Genomic DNA, 20,738 nt, shown 5'->3' with positions numbered 1-20,738 from the left:
ATTACAGACGGCACAATGCCTCAATTTGTTGCAATGTTGCTTCGATAATTCTGAATTAAAATTTGGTAATCTTTATTTCGTCACGAGGGCAAAGACTAGAGTCTTGTCTAAGGATATCAGAAAATGATAGGCGCGACCACTTTACATGGGGTTCTTGTGGCGAACTCGAATCCCCGCATCCGTCACTTCCATCTGAATTTCGCCTTGTTGATCCGTACGAAATACTTGAATACGGTTCATGTCCAATCGCTCCATAACAATAGGGCTTGGGTGTCCATACAGGTTCTTCTCCCCTACGGAAATAACTGCTGCTTGTGGTTTCCAGTACTTAAGCCAAGTGTCAGAGGATGACGTTTTACTACCGTGGTGCGCGATCTTGAGCACATCAATCCCTTGGCTTCCAACGACGCGAGATCCACCCGGCTTCGATGCCAATTGATCCAGGATCTGCTGCTCAACTCGAACTCCCATATCGCCAGTAAATAAGAACGTCGATTGTTTCATATGTAATAAGAAGGAGACCGAGACATCGTTTTGTTCATCCATCTTCGTTATACGCTGATTATTCATGAATGTTGCGGAGGGAGACAGGAATGTAAGCGAAGTCCCAGCGTCCATCTGCAAGGTTGCGGGTACTCCTGCGGCATATAGTGGAATGCCAAGTCCAATTGCGGTCTGGAACAGCTTAGATATCGGTTGATTCTCCTTCAACGTTCCATTAAATAGAAAAGCATGGACAGGAATTTCTTCTAACACCGCTTGCAGTCCGCCTGCATGATCTTGATCCTCATGGGTCATGATTAATAAATCTAATTGTTGCACCCCTCTTTGCTTCAAGAGCGGGACCAGCGTCTTGCGTCCTACCTCATAGGGATCCTGCCTGGTCTTCCAGCCATCTCCTGGCTTGCTGAACCGCACCGTTCCTCCGCCATCGATGAGAATGTATTTACCAGTCGGTGTGCGGACCAGTATACTGTCGCCCTGACCGACGTCAATAAATTGAACATGACCGTCTTGCTTATAGAACATAGGATTGTAGGCATAGAAAAGCGTAAGTGCTATAACCAGAAGGAATGAAATTCGCCGAACTATTGTACGTGCTTCGTTTCTTCCTCTTGGTTGAAGATGCTTCAATATCGATTCGGATGGCATCAAAGGTGCTGTTTCTTCTTCGGATACCCATTGCGGAATCCTCTGTGCACCTGGTCGGACTTTCCCAAGATGAGCAATACCAAGCCCAATAAGCCCGTAATAGAGCAATATCCACCAAATGGGAGGAGAAGGCCAGATCATTAATAATTCACGGGAAGCATTGAACCATTCTATCAGATGAAATGTCCATCCATTTAACCATTCGGTCGGCCATACGAGAAGCTTCGCTGCGTTGATATGCATATAACTAACCGCTAGGGCAAATGTCCCAAGCGGTAAGATGATGAGACTGATAAATGGTACTAGCACAAAATTAGCTATCAATGAAAGCCATGAAACTTGGTTAAAATAATAGATGGTCAGAGGAAACGATACGATTTGTGCAACGAGTGTAATCGACAAGAGGCTAGCAATACCCTTCGATCGGATTGGCAGCAATCGTTGAAGTGGCGGAACCCACAGGATCAGCCCAACGGTCACAATAAACGAGAGCTGAAAGCTAACATCCAGCACTTGATAAGGATTCCAGAGCAGCATCAGAAATGCCGTGAGGCTGAGAATATGCAATCCATCCTTAAGCCATTGCCTCCTAAGCGCGTAGAGCGAGATCATCGCCATGATTCCCGCACGAATGACAGACGGTGAAGCGCCAGACAGCAATACATACGGCGGAATGAGACCAATAACGATGAGCAGGCTCGTCTCCCTCGTCAAGCGAAGCCGTTGGAACAGCCACAGGAAGAACCCTACATAGACAGCAACGTGGGTCCCCGAAATCGCAAGAATGTGTGTAAGACCGAGCTTCGAGAACTCACGGAATTTCTCAGGATCAAGATCCCCGCTATCCCCAATAACAAGTCCCTTCATATAGCCATCATGCGGCGCAGCGAAGATCCTGGACATCTGGTTCCCTAATTGCGCTCTCAGCTGATCATTGATCCGTAGTAACGTCTGCTCGTTCCACCCCGGAGGCGCTGTGATTTGAATAGAACTAACCCCTTTCGTACGGAGTGAGTAATGGATATGCTTCAATCGAAGATACGCACGGTAATCGAAGCTTCCGAAATTCCGGGCCGTTGCAGGTCGGCTCAGCGCCCCCGTCATTCGCAGCGCATCCCCGCGCTGCCAGGAGCCTGCTGCATTTTGCTGCGCCTGTTCCATGAGTTGAACTTGCACCATCACTTTCTCATCAAGTACTCGCTGCTCCGCCTTCCCTTCCAACGTCATTTGTCTTATTCGAAGAACAAAGCTTACCCGATCCCCGTCGACTTCAACTTTGGAATCAATTACACCTGTCACTTGCACACCTTCAAGGACTGTTTCAGCCCCAAACCGTTCTGCAATCTCGGCAATTTGGCTCGTATTTCGCAGATCAGTATAGACATAATTCAGCATGCCGAATACAACCGCTGCAGCACACAGCACCGCAAGCTTGATGGATGCCGCCCGCATCAACAGAAGAAGCGGGACGCCGATGAACAGCAACCCGCAACCGATCATAATTAAGAGAGTCCCTTGCCACATACTAGAGAGTCCTGTACCGAGCACAAAACAGCTTGCAAGCCAGACCAGTGGCCGCCTTTGAATCATTTCCATTCATCCTTTCTAGAGGTAGTTCAAAAAGTCATCTTTTGCTCACGATGTGTTTCAGGGTAGTTAATTCGACATCGAATCTCGCGTTCACCCTTGAAGAGTATATGCTTACGGAGTATGTTTCCTCTGGAAACATTTTAGGTACTCATTTAGGTTTTGTCTAAACTCCGTTCCTCCTGAAAGTTTTTCAAAGAAAAACGCTCTCCGGAAGCATAGGCCTTCGGGTTCTCGCAACCTAAGCACACGCTTACGAAGCAAGTTTTCTACGAAAACTCTTAGGTGCTGAAAAGCCACTTTTTGAACAAATAATTATACGCAACAAAAAAACCTCTAACCATCCACCTGATTCGCTCAGGCTGATGAATAGAGGTTCCTCCTCATTTTTGCATCACATATTTCGATTAATTGGATACTTGCATGATCGTATCCTGTGGTGGTTGATAGCCTTCCAAATGTCGGAATACAATTCCTTTGGTCTTCATCATCGTAATGACTTTCTCGCTATCCTTCGGATATGGGCGGTGGTACACGATTTCCACAACACCACTGTTCGCGAGCATATTCGCACAGGTCCAGCAAGGCTGATCTGTTACATAAACAACTGAGCCTTCCCGATCGATACGATCCGTAAACAATAGCAGGTTCTGCTCCGCATGTATGGTCCGTACGCAGCGCTGCTTCTTGATCATCTCTTCACGGCCATCGATGACCTTCAGTTCATATTCTTCAGCAATCATACATCCCGCTTCTTCACAATCAGGCACGCCCATTGGGGCACCATTGTAAGCTGTACCGAGCAGCTTCTTCCCTTGTACCAGCACTGCGCCGACATGGCGTCTTGGACAGCGGGAGCGCGTTGAAACCATGTAAGCAATATCCATAAAATAAGTGTCCCAATCTTTACGCATGTTCGTCTCATCTCCAGCGGGTATTCTATAGGAACATTGTAGCATTTTTTCATGCCAATGCATAATTCCATTCGATGACAGTTAGGTTATAAAGCTAGCTTCGACGCCATTTTGGCGTAAATTTTCGGACCGATCCCTTTCACATTTCGCAGTCCTTCAATCGAGCTGAATTTCCCATGCTGTTCGCGATACGCGATAATCGCCTTCGCCTTACTCTCCCCAATGCCAGGCAGTTCCATCAACTGTTCCATCGTTGCCGTATTGATATGAATGAATCCCGAAAGATTCTCTTGGGAGGCACCTGCTCCCGTACTGGGTCCGGCCCCTGTCGTAACCGTGTTCGTCACAGGAAGCGCTAGATCCGTCTCTTCCGGCTTCTGTTTCTCGTTTGCAACTTGTTCTGACACAACTGTGGATTTGACAATTGGCTTCTCAGGTTCGACAGCTAACGCCTGTGACATCGGCTCGTTCAGCTTGGTCCATCCTGGAATCCCCGTAATCGATGTCGAACGTATCCAAGCAAATACCAAAATACCTATACCAATGCATAAACTACTAAACAAAAACCAACTTTTTCGGCCTAATACGGGTTGTCCGTACGGTTCCATTCGGTCACCTTCTTCATTATATATTCAATAAATCCGCATGTTGGTCAAACCGTATTGCATATATTGTGAAAAATGTTGTGCTTAGGGATAGTCATAAAGGAGGAATTGAAATGAAAGTAGGATTCATCGGAACGGGGAGTATGGGCAGGACGCTGATCGAATCGTTCATTGAATCCGGTGCACTTGAACCGGGGCAAATTATCGCCAGTAATCGAACCATGCAGAAGGTTCATCAATTGGCTTCTCAATATCCGGGGTTGCAGATTGCTTCTTCCAATACCGAGACGGTGATTGGGAGTGACATCATATTTCTATGCGTTAAACCGTCGCAATTTAAGAGAATCACAGAGGAGATTGAATCGGTGGTCACCGATCATCAAATTATCGTCTCCATTACGAGTCCGGTACAAATTCGACATCTCGAAGATCATTTGCGATGTAAAATCGCCAAAGTCATTCCGAGTATTACCAATTCTGTACTCAGCGGAGCTACCTTATGTACGTACGGTAGTCGGATAAAAGGAGAAGACCGGCTGCTCCTGGAGGATTTACTGCAATCCATTAGTCGTCCCGTGTTGATTGAAGAACAAAACACACGGATAACTTCGGATTTTTCCAGCTGCGGACCGGCCTTCATTGCTTTTTTCCTAAATAAATGGATTGATGCGGCGGTTGAAACGACGGGCATTGATCGGGAACAAGCGACGTGCCTCGCTAGCGAGATGGTACTCGGTACAGGCAAGCTGCTCACCGAGGGAGGACTCACCCCTGAACAAATTCAGACACGTGTCTCCGTTCCCGGCGGGATCACGGCCGAAGCTATTCGTCTCATGGACCAAGAGCTTCAAGGCGTGTTCCATCAATTAATCCGTACCACACATGACAAGTACAATGAAGATCTCGACAAACTAAATGATCTCTTCCACCTGCCAGAGGTTAACCGACAACAATATTAACGAGCTTTCCTTTGACAGCAATGACTTTACGAACGGACTTTCCAGCCATCGCAGCTTGCACGCTGGACTGTTCCATCGCTTTTGCTTGCATGCCTGCTTCATCTAGATCTTTGCCAATCATGATGCGCTCTACGATTTTACCATTCACTTGAACGACGATCTCGACTTCTGCGTCGACGGTCAATGCTTCATCATACGTTGGCCATGCTACGTAGGAGATGCCGCCGGAATGTCCAAAGCGCTCCCACAGTTCTTCCGACATATGCGGTGCAAGTGGGGACAACATTTGGATGAAGTTCTCCATCGCTTGGCGCGGAAGCTCTTCCGCTTTGTATGCATCATTAATGAAAATCATCAATTGGCTAATCGCTGTGTTGAAGCGTAACCCTTCGAAATCCTCGGTTACCTTCTTCACGGTGCGATGCCATGTGCGCTTGAAGGCTTCGCTGCCTTCGCCATCAACGATCTTCGGATTCAGCTGACCATCTTCGGTAATCATCAAACGCCATACGCGAGCCAAGAAGCGATAAGAACCTTCTACACCGCTCGTATTCCATGGTTTCGTCGCTTCTAGCGGTCCCATGAACATTTCATACATCCGCAACGTATCTGCACCGAACTCGTTCACGATTTCATCCGGATTGATAACATTACCACGGGATTTACTCATTTTCTCATTGTTCGTTCCAAGGATCATCCCTTGGTTCACCAGCTTATGGAACGGCTCCTTCGTATCTACGATACCCAGATCATAGAGAACCTTGTGCCAGAAACGTGCGTACAGCAAGTGGAGAACCGCATGCTCTGCACCGCCGATGTACAAGTCTACTGGCAACCAAGCTTGCTGTTTGTCTTTGGAACACAACTCGTCATTATTCTTCGGATCGATGAAACGAAGGTAATACCAGCAGCTGCCCGCCCATTGTGGCATCGTGTTCGTCTCGCGACGTGCCTTCATTCCTGTCTCAGGATCAATCGTGTTCACCCACTCTGTCACGTTCGCAAGTGGAGATTCTCCTGTACCCGAAGGTTTGATATTCTCCACATCCGGCAGAAGAAGCGGCAATTGATCCTCAGGGATCGTCTTCATGCTGCCGTCTTCAAGATGGATCACCGGAATTGGCTCGCCCCAATAACGTTGGCGGCTGAATAACCAGTCGCGTAGACGGTAGGTGGTTTTGCCTTGTCCTTTACCGCACTCTTCAAGCCACTCGATCATTTTCGCCATAGCTTCTTCTTTGTTCAATCCGTCTAGGAATCCAGAGTTTACGCGTACGCCTTCTCCAGCATAAGCTTCCTCTTGAACATTTCCGCCTTGAACGACTTCAATAATCGGCAAGTCGAACGTCTTCGCGAACTCCCAGTCACGCTCATCATGTGCTGGCACCGCCATAATCGCACCGGAGCCATAGCCCGCAAGTACATAATCCGCGATCCAGATTGGCACTTTCACGCCATTAACTGGGTTGATGGCATATGCACCTGTAAATACGCCCGTCTTCTCTTTCGCAAGATCCGTACGCTCCAAATCGCTCTTATGCGCCGCTTTATCTTGATAAGCCTTCACGGCATCCGTTTGTTCCGCTGTCGTGATCGCAGCAACCAGTTCATGTTCAGGAGCAAGCACGCAATATGTAGCGCCGAACAATGTATCTGGACGCGTCGTGAATACAGTCAATTGACCCTCATGACCATCGATCGCAAAATTCACTTCTGCACCCTTCGATTTTCCAATCCAGTTGCGCTGCATGTCTTTAATGCTCTCTGCCCAGTCCAGCTCTTCCAGGTCATCTAGCAGACGATCCGCATAAGCTGTGATCTTAAGCATCCATTGACGCATCGGTTTGCGAATAACTGGAAATCCGCCGCGCTCACTTTTGCCATCGATAACCTCTTCGTTCGAAAGCACGGTTCCGAGCTCTTCACACCAGTTCACCGGTACTTCAGCCACATAAGCAAGACCCATCTTATACAATTGGATGAAAATCCATTGCGTCCACTTGTAATATTCAGGATCCGTCGTACTGATCTCACGATCCCAATCATACGAGAACCCTAATGATTTAATCTGACGGCGGAAGTTATTAATATTCTTCACGGTAATATCGCGTGGATGCTCACCCGTATTCAAGGCGTGCTGTTCCGCTGGCAAGCCGAATGCATCCCATCCCATCGGATGAAGTACGTTGTACCCTTGCATCCGCTTATAACGCGATACGATATCCGTTGCCGTGTAGCCTTCCGGATGTCCTACGTGCAGACCTGCACCCGACGGATAAGGGAACATATCCAGTGCGTAGAATTTCTTTTTGCTGGAATCATCATTTGTTTTGAATGTCTTGAACTCATCCCAATGCTTCTGCCATTTCGGTTCGATCAGGAACGGGTTATACCCTTGTGATTGCTGAATTTCTTGTGTCATGAATCATTCATCCTCCTACATTATCTAGCGCAATTTGCATCAAAAAAACCTCTCATCCATAGCGAAAAAATGTCGCTAGGGACGAGAGGCTATCTCCCGTGGTACCACCCTAGTTAGCCCTCGGCATGCTTTGCCAAGTTGCTCCCTCAATGCCCTTAACGCGGGCTAGACGATACGATTTGATCCGATCGGAGTTGATCGTATGACTCAGAGGCGAGTAGTTTTTGACGAACCATCGGCTTGCACCACCCGCCGACTCTCTGACAGATTTCGATCAAAACGTATAATCCTCATCATAGTCTTCTTCCATATCCTACTTACTTAATACTGCTCATTATAAAAAAAGGACATCACTCATGTCAAGGCTGCTCCGCTATTTCACCGCGATATAGAACAAACGCCCTGTCTCATTCGTCGGAGCTTCCCACGTAAAGTCCCCGAATATATGAACTTCTGTGAAACCTACGGCCTTAAGCTGTTCCGTCATCCACGTCGGATCATACGCCCGCTCAATATGTACCTCTTCAAAGCGTTGGAAGAGATCCTGCGTGGCTGGAGCACCTGCCTGGCGTGCAAAAATCGTCAGATGATGTTCGATTTCACACCGCTCGGCATCCAGATCACAAGTCCATAAGTAAGCAACATTGTCTTCATTATAGATAAATGGCTGCTCTGCTTCATATTGCTCGAACTGCCGCGGATGATGTACGTCAAATAAGAATGTACCGCCTGGCTTAATCGCATTATAGGCACGGCGCAATGTCTCTACAATATCTTCTTCTTCGAGCAGATAATTCAGACAATCACAGAAAGATATGACCGAATCTACTGGAGCAGGCAGTTCTAAATCTCGCATATCTTGCTCAATGAGACGCACTTTCCCTTCACGAAGCAATCGGCTGCCTACCGTAGAGCTCTCAAGCTTCTGCTGGGCAACCGCGAGCATATCCGAGGAGAGATCGATACCTGTGACATGATACCCTTCACTAGCCAGCGGAATCATCAGGCTACCGGTTCCACAGCCTAGGTCAACAATCGTCTTCGGTTTTCCGAACCGAGCCCACGCTTCATGTGCGAACGCCAGCCATTCCGGATAAGGCATGTCCGCCATGAGTTCATCATAGACATAGGCGAATTGTGCGTAAGACGTCGTCATTTGGACTCCGTCTTGGACGGTTCAGCGCCATCTACTGGCTTCAACTGTGTCCAATTGTCTTTCTGTGTGATAAGTCCTTCCCGCATCAGCTTGCCAAGCGCCCGCTTAAATGCAGCCTTACTAATGCCAAAGCGCTGCTTGATAATGTCCGGTGGCGTCTGATCGGAATAAGGCATTGCGCCATTCGGTCGTTCCTTCAAAAACGTGAGGAGACGATCCGCATCTAGATCGCGTCCGACCTCTTTGCGAGCCGCCATCGAAAGATTCACGCGACCATCTTCACGGACGAAGCTGACTCTCGCTTGCACGCGTTCACCAAGTCGAAGCATCTGCAGACGCTCCGAGCTGTGAATCATGCCGATGACGCCGAAACCAAGAACACCGCCATCGACAAGAACGAAGGTCCCCATTTGAAGCGTCTTGTAGACGGTACCTTCCACCCATTGATTAAGCCATGAACTTGGCGCATGGAATGCGAGCGGTGCAAGTTCTCGCTCACCTGCCAGCTTGGCTCTCAAGCGGCCTTGCTTGTCGTGCTCCATGATGACGAATACTTTATCTCCAACTTTCGGATGCAGCTCTTTGAGCTCGGGAAGCTCCCGAATCGGTAGCAGCAGCTGACGACCGAGTCCCATCTCGAGGAAACATCCGAGCCTTGGATGAACATCAGCGACTTCCAGCATCGCCATATCGCCGAGCGTCAGATAAGGCTTCTTCATGGTCGCAGCTAATCGGTCTTCCGTATCGTAGAAAATGAATACTTCGATCATCATGCCCGGCTCTATTTTACCAATAATCTCAGAGTAATGAAGGAGAACGTCCTGCTCCCCGTTCGTTAGAAAAAAGCCGTAAGGTGAAACCTCACGGTCGATTGGTAAATGGACTGTCGTTCCTGCAATGAGACTCATAGATTCACAACTTTCGCATCCGACCAGAGACGTTCGATATTATAATATTCACGCTCGTCCCGGTGGAAAATATGCACGATCACATCGCCAAGGTCCATCAGTACCCAACGTGCAGAATCTGTACCTTCAATACCTCGAATGAGGCCGCCCTTTTCTTGGACGCGTTTGCGAATTTCTGTCATGATGGCATTCACTTGGGTATCGGAATTACCATGGCAAATAACGAAATAGTCAGCAATTAAGGAAATGCCTTGTAAATCGAGTGCAACGATATTCATTGCTTTTTTATCTTCTGCCGCAGCAACGGCAAGGTTTAATATTTCTTTGGATTGAACGGGCATGCGTCAACCTCCCAATTGTTGAATTAAATCATTTCTCGCATCAATCGTGAGCGGGAAAATCCGTTTTCTTCTGGATAGTAATAGTTCTATCGTCGAGTCGAACCCTGCAATTAAGCCTTCTTCTAAGCTATGGTTGGCTAACTGACGAATATTATTCACTCCTGGAAAATCTCTTCCAGGTTCGATATAGTCTGCGAGGCAGACGATTTTATCCATTAATGTCATTTGAACACGACCGGATGTATGATATCTGATCGCATCAAGCACTTCCACATCCATAATGCCGAACTCTTGCTCTGCCACAAAAGCGCCTACCGGCGCATGCCACAACTGCTTGTCATGTTCAAGTAGGATGGCAGGCAGCTGCTCTTCACGAATAATACGTTCCATTCGGTCTGTTGACCAATATTTCGCCACATCATGTAAAATCGCCGCGAGCTCTGCCCGAGTCGGATCACCTCCGAATCGCACTGCAAGCTCGATGGAAGTCTGCATGACACCTAAAGTGTGCGCCCAGCGCTTCTCCGGCATTTGTCCACGTACTGCTTCAATAATGGCCTCACGGCTTCGATTCATATAGATCATTCCTTTGAATGAATTCATGAACACGATCCGGTACACGATACCGGACCGACATGCCCTGGCTGACCCGCTCGCGAATCGTCGTTGAAGATAGTTCGAAGAGCGGCACCTCTAGCATGGTCACTTGATCCCGAATATGAGCAGGGAGATTATCCAATTGCAGCAACGTCCCAGGTCGCTGTACACCAACGAAGTCAATACGGGCTGCGAGTTCGTCAATCCGATGCCACTTCGGCAAATAATTCACCATGTCAGCCCCCATCAAGAACGAGAAGGCATGATCAGAGAATCTACGCTGCAATTCTTCAATCGTATCGATGGTGTAGGATACGCCACCGCGTTCCATTTCGATATCCGTGACTTGAAATAATGAATTCCCTTCGATCGCAAGTCGGATCATCTCGAGCCTCTGCAGCCCCGTCGCGAGTGGCTGACGAGACTTATGCGGAGGATCTGCGGCTGGCATGAACCATACGGCGTCGAACCGCAAGGCCTCACACGTATGTTCTGCCAAGAGTAGATGCCCGAAATGAATGGGATCGAAAGTCCCTCCAAATAAACCGACCTTCACCATGTGACTTGTCGCCTCTATTCCAGAGCCTTAAGGGAGCTCGATTTGCTTATGTTCGCGGGATTCCTTATACAAGACGATCGTCTTCCCAATCACTTGCACAAGCTCCGAGTTCGAGCCTTCAGCAAGATCACGAGCGACTTCATCACGATCATCCGTGTTATTGTTCAAGATCGATATTTTAATCAACTCACGCGTCTCAATCGCTTCGTCGATATGGCGGATCAATTGATCATTAACGCCACCTTTACCGACTTGAAAAATCGGGTTCAAATGATGGGCGAGTGAGCGTAAATAGCGTTTTTGTTTTCCTGTTAACATGCGTGTGATAAACCTCCAATTTTTACTTTGAGCTGCTTCTTACTTCAGGGATTGCAGTACAGCTTGCCGCATCACTTCGACAGGCGCAGCCCGACCTGTCCAATATTCAAATGCATATGCGCCTTGATAGACGAACATGCCGAGGCCGCAATGGGTACGACTACCACGTAACCGAGCCTCCCGCAAGATCGCCGTCTCAAGTGGATTATAGATCAAATCGCTAACGATCAAATCGGTGCGAAATCCTTCTAAAGAAAGAGGAGACGCATCCACATGAGGGAACATGCCTACCGACGTTGTATTAATCACAATATCGACATTGGAGCGTATATCTAATATCCGTTCTAGTTCAATTGCCTGAACATTCCCGTACGACTGCAAATCCGCCGCTAATTCAACGGCACGTTCGACCGTTCGATTCGCGATCCAGATGACCTCGGGTGATTCTTGTGTTAACGCATAGACGATACCACGAGCCGCACCGCCAGCGCCAATGACTAAAATTCGCTTGCCGCGCAAATCGGATTCCGCTTCTTCGCGAAGCGATCTAACATAACCAATCCCGTCCGTATTATAGCCGATCAGCTTCCCATTGTCATTGACAATTGTATTCACGGCGCCAATTACCCGCGCGCCTTTATCGACTTCATCCAATAATGGCATAACATCCAACTTGTGTGGAATGGTTACATTAATGCCGCGATAACCTAACGCACGCACACCGCGAATGGCATCCTCGAGCTTGTCCGGCAAGACATGCATCGCTGTGTATACGCCATCCAATCCTAAGGCTTGAAGGGCACTGTTATGCATTAACGGGGATTTGGATTGACGAATGGGATCGCCAATAACCCCGAGCAGCATGGTCTCACTACTAATTCGATTTACGAGATGATCCCCCATCAATTCCGTCTCTCCTCTATCCAAGCGGCAAATCACGCCGCAAATTCCCATGATTTTATATCATTGCATCCCGCGATAGAACTTTGACACCCTTCGGTGCATGAATATTCACCAGCGCACCAGCATCCGAATTCACTTTAATCCAGCCTAGACCGGAGATGAACAAATCTGTCTTGCTGCCTTTCGCTACACGAATCTGATGCTTCGACCAAGCCGGCAGGTCGTCGATATGATCCTGGTTCGGCGGAGTAAGCATTACACCGCGATGTTCTGCATACAATTCATCTGCCCGTTCAAGCTTGGTGCGATGGATCTTCAATCCATTCGACACAAAACAGGTAAAGGACTGACGTTCCCCTTGTACGAAATCAAATCGAGCCATGGCACCGAAGAACAAAGACTGGCCTTCATTAAGCTGGAATACCGTCGGCTTGAGCGGTCGATCTGGCATAATTGCACCCAAATCTTTACGATGCACAAGCTCTGTGAGGCGTGATGGATACACAATGCCTGGCGTATCGATGATGAATTTCCCGTCATCGAGTGGAATTTTCACAAGATCCAACGTCGTACCTGGGAAGCGTGATGTGGTCAATTCCCGCTCCATATCACTATAGTCACGAATCAGGCGATTAATGAGGGTTGATTTACCTACATTGGTGGCACCGACAACGTAGATATCACGTCCGCGGCGATATTCTGAAACTTTGTCAATCAATCGTTCGAAGCCTTGATTCTTCTTCGCACTGCACAAGACTACATCGATGACTTTGATGCCATGTTCTTTGGCGCGTTTCTGTACCCAATTCGTTAATCGATTCCAGTTCGTTACGATAGGCAGCAAGTCGATTTTATTCACGACGAGCAACACAGGATTATTGCCCACGAACCGTTGAAGGCTTGAGATTAAGCTGCCGTCAAAATCGAATAAATCAACGATATGAATGACAAGCGCATCATTCGTTGAAGCTCCCACCTGACTTAGCAGACGAAGGAAGTCATCCTGCTCCAGTGTAACGGAAGCCGCATCATTATAATTTTTAATCCGGAAGCAACGCTGGCATATCACGGGTTCCCGTTCTAATGCCTGCTGCGGGATATATCCCGGAACTTCCGGCCGTTCTGTCTGTAATTTCACACCGCAGCCTTCGCACGAGGTTACCGCGCCCTGCTCTCGTTGTTGTTCTGTCATTGCTTTTCCTCCTCGTGCCAAAGACCCTTGTTCCGTAATCTTCGCAATATCAATTTTTCCATCCGACGATTGAAGCGTGTCATGAATCCCTCATCATGAATCGCAATCGGTTGAACAAGAATGGTAAATAAACCCGATCGGTTGCCCCCGAGTACGTCCGTCATCATCTGGTCCCCAATGACAACCGTCTGCGCCGCCGATAGCTTCATAAGGGTTAGCGCTCTCTGGAACGGTCTAATCCTTGGTTTACGCGCTGCGTGCACGAATGGAATCTGGAGGGGGTTCGTAAATTTGGATACCCGTCCTTCATCATTATTGGATACAATGATGATCTGAAACCCGAACTCCTTCGCACCTTCAAGCCAAGTGATCAATTCTGGCGTCGCGTACGGTTCCTTCGCCCCAACAAGCGTATTATCTAAATCGGTAATAATTCCCCGATATCCCTTCGCGTATAACGATTCAAGATCAATATCGTATACGGTGTTTACCCGAAGCTTGGGTATAAACTTCTCTAACAAATACGTCACCTCTGTTTCATACGACAAACTATACCATATTCTTTGTTTTTCGTGCAAAAAATTGCCGCCCATGTCTTTTTAACATCGAGCGGCAAGATCCTGTGAAATTATAAGCGTTCCAAAAGCTTCTTCATCTCCACTTGTGCTCTGGACCAATCTTGCTCGGTCACTTGCTTCGTGCTGTATTTGGCTTGTTCGAACAATGCGAGCAAGCCGCTCCACGCCCCCCGAAGGGCCTCCTTCTCCTGTTCCCACCTAGCCACACTCTCACGCAGCGTCTCGTGTTCTTCACGGCGAAGTCCCTTACGCCTACAATGTCGAATCCAATGTTCGGTCAATACGATGAGCTTCTGATCGCTTGAAGGCCTGCGCCCCGCGAGCATAGCCCGCCACCAGATTGTCCCTAATAACCGGCATTTCCATACCAGGAACCACAGCGCGAAGATGAGGATGATGAATAATGTTCCATAAATAGCGAGCGGTGAAACAGCCCCCGAATTGCCTCGGTTCGTCACTTCTTCGGTCATTTTCTCCTCTTCTGTTACAGGAAGTATAGACGCTTGCTGCTCTTCCTCTTGTAATGTGACAGGAATTGAAAACCCAGGTGTCGCCTCAAACGGTACCCAACCGAAGCCTTCGAAGTAAACCTCCGCCCATGAATGGGCATCCGCATTACTCACATAATAGGTTCCTTCTTCACGCTGCATCTCTTCCTGCTTCGCATAGGAAGAGATCTCATCGGATCGAGGTCCTGCCTTGGCACCGGTCGTATACCCCTTCACCCACCTTGCAGGGATCCCTAATGATCTCGTCATGACAACGAGCGATGTCGAGAAGTAATCGCAGTACCCTTCTTTCATATCGAACAAGAAGCTATCAACGAAATCGCCACTCACCTTGCGTGATAAATCAGGCTCATTCGTATATTTGAATTCACCGGAAGTTAGATAGGTTTTGAGTGCTTTGATCCGATCATAATCATTCGTCAGGCCGGCAGTAATTGATCTCGCCAGCTCCTGCACACGGGCAGGGAGTTCATGAGGCAGCTGCAAGTCAACGGCTTGGGCCGCAGATAACGTTCGTCCCGAATTGCTACCAAAACTACGCAACTCTTGTTCATCGATTTGCGGTATCTGAGACACAATCGTATATTGCTTCGGATACGAAGGAGCTGCGGTATCCGCCCACGTCAATGTGGAGGTATCCGGATCCCAACGGAGATTCGACAAGCTGCCTTCGCCTCCAAGCTGTGTCACCTGCCCAATCGGATACGCGCCGAACAGTACCGGATATGGCTCAGCCCGTGTGATGGTCACCGTTGCCGTTAACTCAGCTGTCTTCGAGAACTTCATACCTTCCGAATCCAGCGGTCTATTTAACGTTACAAATGCCAGGTCCGTGTTCTTCTTCTTAGGCGGGCTCTCCCACCCTTTCCCTGTGTAGATCGAGCGCGTTTCTCCACGCCAATAACTCTTCCGATTGGTCGTGATCTGCATCACATTACTGTAATCGAAAGTAAACCCGCTGCCCAGTTCGCTGTCATCCCGACCATACCCTGATCGATATATACCAACCTGGATCTTCTCTCCATCCTTTGCATTATAGAAGACCGGTACAGCTTCACCTTTCCAAGTCTTCCATAACGTATATGGATCTGTTACCAACGGAGCTGTGGAGGGCATACTGACCCCCACCAAGAAAATAACGGAAAGCAAGAGCCCCACGGTCGTAAGCAAACGCAGCGGATAGGAAGCTAAATGCCGCCATCCTTCCGGATATTTATCCCTTAACACAACACAATGATCGGTGATTAACCACGCGAGACCAAGCAGCATCGTCCAAGCAACGGCGAGCCATAAGTTCATTTCTGTAAATGAATCCAATATAGCCAGTCCAATCATTTGAAGGACGATGAGCGCAACGATCCGCACGCGGCTTCGCACCCATACCATGATAAGCTCCAATAAAATCCAAGTCCCAAGCGCAAATAAAATATAAGGAAACAGGCTCTTGAAGAATAAGATCGTGTTCTCAACCATATCCTCCGGTTGCTCGGCGTACAAATGATAGGCGCGAAGCACTTGATAGTGAATCAGCAACATAACCAAAACGATAAAGACACGGCGAATCCACGGACGAAGCGGAATGAAGAAATGAACTGCAACTGCACTGATCATGGTGAGACGAACAATCTCCATCGTCTCCTCCCACCAAATCGTCTCGAGTGGTCCGAACCATTGCCACAGCATGGCTGCCGCGTATAATATCATCAATTGACGGAGTCCGTCTATCCTAAGATTTCGAAATACTACTCGCAGCCACTTGCCCATTAGCCCACCCTCCTAACACCACAGGAAGTTCTTGCAATTGTCGAATTGAATAGGCTGGAATGCCCCTGGACATCAGGAATGCACTCCAATTGTCTTGCGATGCACCGTCCGGATCCGTTAAATGAATATGACTCACGCCCATCTGCTTCTGCTGAAGGAAACTAAAAAGTCGCAGCACCTTGTCATTCGCACTCGGACTAATTAATACATAGAAGCTGCCTTGAACAGACTTTGAACCCATTTGCTGCAACCTAACACTTAGATCCTGATAGCCATCTGCCTCTGTCTCCATAAGATGGTCATTCATAAGCCTCTGCTGATGTGCTGTACTGCCTGCCTCAAATGTCTCCACGGTTTTCCCAAGCGAAATAAGTCCTAATGGTATATGCCGTTCGCGCCCGTAAGCTAACAGCGAAGCTGCGACGGAAATAGCAAGCTCGAATTGTTCTTCCGTGTAATAATGACGCTGCGTTCGATCTAAAATCAGCATCATAGAGGGCAAAGACTCTCGTTCAAATTCTTTGGACTTCCAGTGCCCCGTCTTCGCGGTTGCATTCCAATGAATCCGTGATATGCGGTCGCCATAGATGTACTCCCGCACGCCATTGATTTGCGTCGTTTCTTTCGTCGATCTCTGGATGAAAGCATTCCTCCCGAAGCCTTGTTCGCGAGAATCGAATATTTTCCACTTCGGAATACGGACGGTATGGGGAAGCACGGAGAACTGCGTCGGTACCGTAATCGCAGCTTTATGCTGGAACAATCCTATGACATCTTCCATCGCGCATTCCGATTCTCCGAAGCTATAGAAGCCACGCCGAAGATTCGATAAGTTATAACGCATCACACATTGCCGATTCCAATCGGGGAGGACTAATGATTCGAACGTCTTCGTCTCCCCGTGCCTTCGGACCAACTGATCGCGAAGCAAGACGTAAGGCGTAATCCCAATCGGCTGTACTTTAATGGTTAATTGGGCCTCGATCGAATCCCCTGCATGAAAAACTAGCCGATGCTCCCCCTCATAGAGCAGTTCCCGCTTCCCTGTCGATTTGGATATCCCGCTCCATCTGCCAATCCATAGATATAGACATAAGACAGACATCATGGCGAGCAGCATGAAGGAGGTCTTCCCCCCTTGAAAGAGAAAGAAGAGCAGACAAACACACCAAATCGTGACGATCATCCAGAACCTGAGTGAGTACTCAGACTTCCCGCTTCGGCGGAGGTTAAACCGAGACGCAAATGGCTTCATTCGCATGCATCATCGCTCCATTCTTACGGGAGCATCCACCTGTTTCAATACTTGCTCGATAAAAGACTGCGGCGACACCCCTTCCATACGCGCTTCCGGACGAAGGGTAATGCGGTGTGCAAGGATATGCGGGGCAAGCTGCTTCAGGTCATCAGGCAGAACATAGTCCCGACCATGAAGGAATGCGAAGGCTTTGGCAGCGGACATAAAAGACACCGATGCACGCGGGCTTGCACCGAGTAAGGATAAGGCATGATCCCGAGTTTTGCGTACAATCTGAACGAGATAATCGCCGACGGCCGGATCGATATGCACATTTCGAACTTCCGCTTGAAGTGTTGATAATTGATCGAGATCTGTGACGCTCTGCACCGTATCGATTGGTTGTCCATACTGGTGCGAGTACAGCAGCTGCTTCTCTGTCGCTGCATCTGGATAACCCAGCGAGATACGCATCATAAATCGATCTAACTGCGCTTCGGGCAGCATATACGTCCCATCAAATTCGATTGGGTTCTGCGTCGCGAAGAGCATGAACGGTTGTGGCAGCGCATAGCTCTCGCCGTCAACGGTCACATACCTTTCTTCCATGGCTTCCAGAAGTGCAGATTGCGTCTTCGTCGTCGCACGGTTGATTTCATCTACCAATAATATATTCGTGAAAACCGGACCATTGCGGAATACGAATTGCTCCTCACCCGGGTGGAATATCGACACGCCGGTGATATCACTCGGCAATAAATCAGGATGGCATTGAATGCGTCTGAATTGACCATCTAGCGTTTTCGCTAAGGCTTTGATTAATTGCGTTTTTCCTGTACCCGGCACATCTTCCACAAGCACGTGCCCTCCTGCGAGTACGGCAGTAAGGAGCAGCTTAATCTCTAGGCTTTTGCCGAGAATGCATCCTTCTAGCTGGGTCTGAATCGCTGAAATCGAGTGCGTATACGAGTTCATATTCATGGCGCAACAACCCTTTCATCATCTGATAAAATATTCCATTTAATTTATTTTACATGATGAATAATAAGGCGTATATAGTAGAGTTTTACAGCGTTAGATGTTGTTTCCCACAAAGAACCCCACAAAGTGATGTTTTTGCGTTGAAAGCGATTCAGGTACTTTGCGGGAGCACAAAAATAAAAATAGACAAAGAGTGTCGTGACGAATGATTCATCACTTCTCTTTGCCTATTTCATAAATAACACACGCCCATCAGCCTTTTGGCTTCACGATGAGCGAAGCCAGGAACGAAAATATAATCGCAGACGATATCCCCGCACTAGTCACTTCGAAGATCCCTGTGATTACACCGATCCAGCCGTCTCGCTTAAGCTCCGTCATTGCACCGTGAACAAGGGCATTCCCGAAGCTGGTAATCGGTACCGTCGCGCCTGCGCCTGCAAAATCAATCAGTGGTTCATACCAACCAAATCCATCCAGCACAGCGCCTGCAACGACCAATGTCGTCATTGTATGTGCCGGCGTTAATTTGAACACATCAAACATCAATTGCCCGATCACGCAGATCAGCCCCCCAATAACAAAGGCCCATAGAAACTGCACGATTCATCCCTCCAGACTTCCTCAACCTACTGCATACTGCACTAACAATTACATTATGAGTTATTCGAGGTCTGGTTATGCGAACCATGCAGATATTCATCTGGATTGAACCGGCGAAGCATCGATAGCTTAGGCAGAAGGAACAGAATAAAGACAAGTAGAATCACGCCCATCCCGATCACTGCGGCTTGAATCGGCACTTTGGTACTCAAATACAAATAAATGAACAATCCAATAATCGTTAAGGAGTTCTCCACCAAATTCTGAACAGCAATCGTCTTGCCTGCACCGACTAAATCTTTACCGACCGTCTGTAGAATGGTATTCATTGGAATGAGGAAAATCCCCCCGAATACACCAATGAAAAATAACATGATCACCGCAAGAATCAAATTATGCATAAAGGCAGTAATCAATACGCAGAACACCATCAAAAATCCAAAATAATACGATAAGTACATTTTACCTACAGGGATTAGTTTCGGCATGAGGACGGAACCGAGTACGACGCCAATCGCGGTACTGCCGATAATCATCGATTGCTGGTCGGTATTCGTAATGCCAAGATTTGCCGGAATCCACGCGACGAGCGCAATCCGAAGCACCGCAGCCGTTAGCCAGAAAGCTCCTGTCGCAATAAGTGAAAATTGAGCCTGCGGATGACGGAACAATGTTCGCGTATCCTGAAAGAATCTTCTTGCTGCAGCCATGTACTGGATTTGTGAATTTCCCGGATTCTTCGGAATAAGGAACGTAAGCCCAAAGGACAACCCATAGACAACAAAACAAGTGATCAGACCCAGTAGATCTGAATATTCCGCAAGGAAACCACCGATAACCGTACCCAAGAGGATCGCTAGAATCGTTGTACCTTCCACCTTCGAATTGGCGCGAAGCAGCTCGTCCTCTGTGGAGGTAAGCTCCGTCAGAATCCCATACTTTGCAGGGGAATAGATCACCGCTCCAATCCCAAGAATCGCATAACAAAAGATCGGATGAAGTCCGAAGATCAGCAGCAGAATGGCCGCTGCCTTGAATAGATTACCGACCATGAGCACGCCAGACTTTGCGTTACGGTCTGCAAAAGAGCCGACGAATGGCGCCAAGATCAGGAAGACCGCTAGAAATCCAATCTGTATGTAGGTGACCGCTTGATCTGGGTTCTCCAGACCTTGCCGCTTCAGCATGCCGATAATGATGAAGAAATTCAAATTATCGGAGAAAGCGCTCATAAACTGGGTCAATACCACCGAATTGACTGGATTCAGCCAACGTCGTGGTGAACGAGCAGAGTCTCGTGTGTGAACCATCGTATAATTTCTCCTTTATTCATGTTCCTATTTTTTACTATTGAGAAATATAACATAACCCTGTTTATCTGACTACGAATTCTACCTTACGATATTGTAAGGAAGTACCAATCTTCGGAACAAATACGCCACCACGCCTTGCA

Annotated in this window: 19 protein-coding genes and 1 other annotated feature; of the genes, 1 reads left to right on the top strand and 18 read right to left on the bottom strand. The window is 48.0% G+C overall.

From position 1 onward, the window contains the following. Positions 1 to 141: 141 nt before the first annotated feature. From ACFQZR_RS02305 to ACFQZR_RS02295, 3 genes are all read right to left on the bottom strand, one after another. Complete coding sequence (locus ACFQZR_RS02305; RefSeq protein ID WP_379342497.1) at positions 142 to 2,742, bottom strand: DNA internalization-related competence protein ComEC/Rec2; 2,601 nt, start codon at positions 2,740 to 2,742, stop codon at positions 142 to 144. 404 nt (positions 2,743 to 3,146) lie between these two features. Then, positions 3,147 to 3,653 (bottom strand): deoxycytidylate deaminase, encoded by a 507-nt coding sequence (locus ACFQZR_RS02300; protein ID WP_379342495.1) that lies wholly within the window; start codon positions 3,651 to 3,653, stop codon positions 3,147 to 3,149. 86 nt (positions 3,654 to 3,739) lie between these two features. Further along, entirely contained in the window at positions 3,740 to 4,261 is a 522-nt protein-coding gene (locus ACFQZR_RS02295) for a ComEA family DNA-binding protein (protein ID WP_379342493.1), read from the bottom strand. A gap of 110 nt (positions 4,262 to 4,371) precedes the next feature. Between ACFQZR_RS02295 and comER the strand changes: the two genes are divergently transcribed. Continuing rightward, positions 4,372 to 5,217 carry a late competence protein ComER gene (gene comER / locus ACFQZR_RS02290; RefSeq protein WP_379342491.1) on the top strand — a complete coding sequence of 282 codons (846 nt, stop codon included), beginning with the start codon at positions 4,372 to 4,374 and terminating at the stop codon, positions 5,215 to 5,217. Here comER and leuS read toward each other — a convergent pair. The 15 genes from leuS to lplT form a co-directional block, all read right to left on the bottom strand. Continuing rightward, complete coding sequence (gene leuS / locus ACFQZR_RS02285; protein WP_379342489.1) at positions 5,198 to 7,639, bottom strand: leucine--tRNA ligase; 2,442 nt, start codon at positions 7,637 to 7,639, stop codon at positions 5,198 to 5,200. The genes comER and leuS overlap by 20 nt on opposite strands. Positions 7,640 to 7,713: 74 nt before the next feature. Then, positions 7,714 to 7,945: a binding site (T-box leader), on the bottom strand. A 67-nt stretch (positions 7,946 to 8,012) separates the two neighbouring features. After that, on the bottom strand, positions 8,013 to 8,795 hold the full coding sequence (locus ACFQZR_RS02280) for a class I SAM-dependent DNA methyltransferase (RefSeq protein WP_379342487.1): 783 nt from the start codon (positions 8,793 to 8,795) through the stop codon (positions 8,013 to 8,015). Beyond that, complete coding sequence (locus ACFQZR_RS02275; protein ID WP_379342485.1) at positions 8,792 to 9,703, bottom strand: CvfB family protein; 912 nt, start codon at positions 9,701 to 9,703, stop codon at positions 8,792 to 8,794. The genes ACFQZR_RS02280 and ACFQZR_RS02275 overlap by 4 nt, the downstream gene beginning before the upstream one ends. After that, positions 9,700 to 10,044: a ribosome silencing factor gene (gene rsfS, locus ACFQZR_RS02270; protein ID WP_018756784.1), complete on the bottom strand. Its 345-nt coding sequence runs from the start codon at positions 10,042 to 10,044 to the stop codon at positions 9,700 to 9,702. The genes ACFQZR_RS02275 and rsfS overlap by 4 nt, the downstream gene beginning before the upstream one ends. A gap of 3 nt (positions 10,045 to 10,047) precedes the next feature. Further along, entirely contained in the window at positions 10,048 to 10,620 is a 573-nt protein-coding gene (gene yqeK / locus ACFQZR_RS02265) for a bis(5'-nucleosyl)-tetraphosphatase (symmetrical) YqeK (protein ID WP_379343763.1), read from the bottom strand. Beyond that, positions 10,604 to 11,197 (bottom strand): nicotinate-nucleotide adenylyltransferase, encoded by a 594-nt coding sequence (locus tag ACFQZR_RS02260; protein ID WP_379343761.1) that lies wholly within the window; start codon positions 11,195 to 11,197, stop codon positions 10,604 to 10,606. The genes yqeK and ACFQZR_RS02260 overlap by 17 nt, the downstream gene beginning before the upstream one ends. Before the next feature lie 30 nt (positions 11,198 to 11,227). Then, positions 11,228 to 11,518, bottom strand: coding sequence for a ribosome assembly RNA-binding protein YhbY (yhbY, locus tag ACFQZR_RS02255; RefSeq protein ID WP_379342483.1), 291 nt, complete (start codon positions 11,516 to 11,518; stop codon positions 11,228 to 11,230). Positions 11,519 to 11,557: 39 nt separating this feature from the next. Next, entirely contained in the window at positions 11,558 to 12,421 is an 864-nt protein-coding gene (gene aroE / locus ACFQZR_RS02250) for a shikimate dehydrogenase (RefSeq protein ID WP_379342481.1), read from the bottom strand. Between the two features lie 55 nt (positions 12,422 to 12,476). Continuing rightward, positions 12,477 to 13,613: a ribosome biogenesis GTPase YqeH gene (gene yqeH, locus ACFQZR_RS02245; protein WP_379342479.1), complete on the bottom strand. Its 1,137-nt coding sequence runs from the start codon at positions 13,611 to 13,613 to the stop codon at positions 12,477 to 12,479. Beyond that, positions 13,610 to 14,134 (bottom strand): YqeG family HAD IIIA-type phosphatase, encoded by a 525-nt coding sequence (locus tag ACFQZR_RS02240; protein WP_379343759.1) that lies wholly within the window; start codon positions 14,132 to 14,134, stop codon positions 13,610 to 13,612. The genes yqeH and ACFQZR_RS02240 overlap by 4 nt, the downstream gene beginning before the upstream one ends. A gap of 107 nt (positions 14,135 to 14,241) precedes the next feature. Next, positions 14,242 to 16,464 (bottom strand): transglutaminase TgpA family protein, encoded by a 2,223-nt coding sequence (locus tag ACFQZR_RS02235; RefSeq protein WP_379342477.1) that lies wholly within the window; start codon positions 16,462 to 16,464, stop codon positions 14,242 to 14,244. Further along, complete coding sequence (locus ACFQZR_RS02230) at positions 16,427 to 17,725, bottom strand: DUF58 domain-containing protein (RefSeq protein WP_379342475.1); 1,299 nt, start codon at positions 17,723 to 17,725, stop codon at positions 16,427 to 16,429. The genes ACFQZR_RS02235 and ACFQZR_RS02230 overlap by 38 nt, the downstream gene beginning before the upstream one ends. 3 nt (positions 17,726 to 17,728) lie before the next feature. Beyond that, the gene (locus ACFQZR_RS02225; protein WP_314584686.1) at positions 17,729 to 18,682 is read right to left on the bottom strand and encodes an AAA family ATPase; all 954 of its coding nucleotides are present in this window, start codon (positions 18,680 to 18,682) and stop codon (positions 17,729 to 17,731) included. Between the two features lie 252 nt (positions 18,683 to 18,934). Next, positions 18,935 to 19,285 (bottom strand): stage V sporulation protein AE, encoded by a 351-nt coding sequence (spoVAE, locus tag ACFQZR_RS02220; protein ID WP_379342473.1) that lies wholly within the window; start codon positions 19,283 to 19,285, stop codon positions 18,935 to 18,937. 53 nt (positions 19,286 to 19,338) lie between these two features. Continuing rightward, the gene (gene lplT, locus ACFQZR_RS02215; protein WP_379342471.1) at positions 19,339 to 20,595 is read right to left on the bottom strand and encodes a lysophospholipid transporter LplT; all 1,257 of its coding nucleotides are present in this window, start codon (positions 20,593 to 20,595) and stop codon (positions 19,339 to 19,341) included. Positions 20,596 to 20,738 lie beyond the last annotated feature (143 nt).

Origin of the sequence: Paenibacillus sp. GCM10027629, assembly GCF_042676425.1 — a bacterium.
GTDB lineage: Bacteria > Bacillota > Bacilli > Paenibacillales > Paenibacillaceae > Paenibacillus_K > Paenibacillus_K terrigena.
Note: the sequence above shows the minus strand (reverse complement) of the source record. Positions and strands in the feature narration are given on the sequence as shown.

Coding starts and splice junctions, on each gene's coding strand:
- ACFQZR_RS02305 (WP_379342497.1), bottom strand. CDS start 2,742: ATGATTCAAAGGCGGCCACTGGTCTGGCTTGCAAGCTGTTTTGTGCTC.
- ACFQZR_RS02300 (WP_379342495.1), bottom strand. CDS start 3,653: ATGCGTAAAGATTGGGACACTTATTTTATGGATATTGCTTACATGGTT.
- ACFQZR_RS02295 (WP_379342493.1), bottom strand. CDS start 4,261: ATGGAACCGTACGGACAACCCGTATTAGGCCGAAAAAGTTGGTTTTTG.
- comER (WP_379342491.1), top strand. CDS start 4,372: ATGAAAGTAGGATTCATCGGAACGGGGAGTATGGGCAGGACGCTGATC.
- leuS (WP_379342489.1), bottom strand. CDS start 7,639: ATGACACAAGAAATTCAGCAATCACAAGGGTATAACCCGTTCCTGATC.
- ACFQZR_RS02280 (WP_379342487.1), bottom strand. CDS start 8,795: ATGACGACGTCTTACGCACAATTCGCCTATGTCTATGATGAACTCATG.
- ACFQZR_RS02275 (WP_379342485.1), bottom strand. CDS start 9,703: ATGAGTCTCATTGCAGGAACGACAGTCCATTTACCAATCGACCGTGAG.
- rsfS (WP_018756784.1), bottom strand. CDS start 10,044: ATGCCCGTTCAATCCAAAGAAATATTAAACCTTGCCGTTGCTGCGGCA.
- yqeK (WP_379343763.1), bottom strand. CDS start 10,620: ATGAATCGAAGCCGTGAGGCCATTATTGAAGCAGTACGTGGACAAATG.
- yhbY (WP_379342483.1), bottom strand. CDS start 11,518: ATGTTAACAGGAAAACAAAAACGCTATTTACGCTCACTCGCCCATCAT.
- aroE (WP_379342481.1), bottom strand. CDS start 12,421: ATGGGGGATCATCTCGTAAATCGAATTAGTAGTGAGACCATGCTGCTC.
- yqeH (WP_379342479.1), bottom strand. CDS start 13,613: ATGACAGAACAACAACGAGAGCAGGGCGCGGTAACCTCGTGCGAAGGC.
- ACFQZR_RS02235 (WP_379342477.1), bottom strand. CDS start 16,464: ATGGGCAAGTGGCTGCGAGTAGTATTTCGAAATCTTAGGATAGACGGA.
- ACFQZR_RS02230 (WP_379342475.1), bottom strand. CDS start 17,725: ATGCGAATGAAGCCATTTGCGTCTCGGTTTAACCTCCGCCGAAGCGGG.
- ACFQZR_RS02225 (WP_314584686.1), bottom strand. CDS start 18,682: ATGAATATGAACTCGTATACGCACTCGATTTCAGCGATTCAGACCCAG.
- lplT (WP_379342471.1), bottom strand. CDS start 20,595: ATGGTTCACACACGAGACTCTGCTCGTTCACCACGACGTTGGCTGAAT.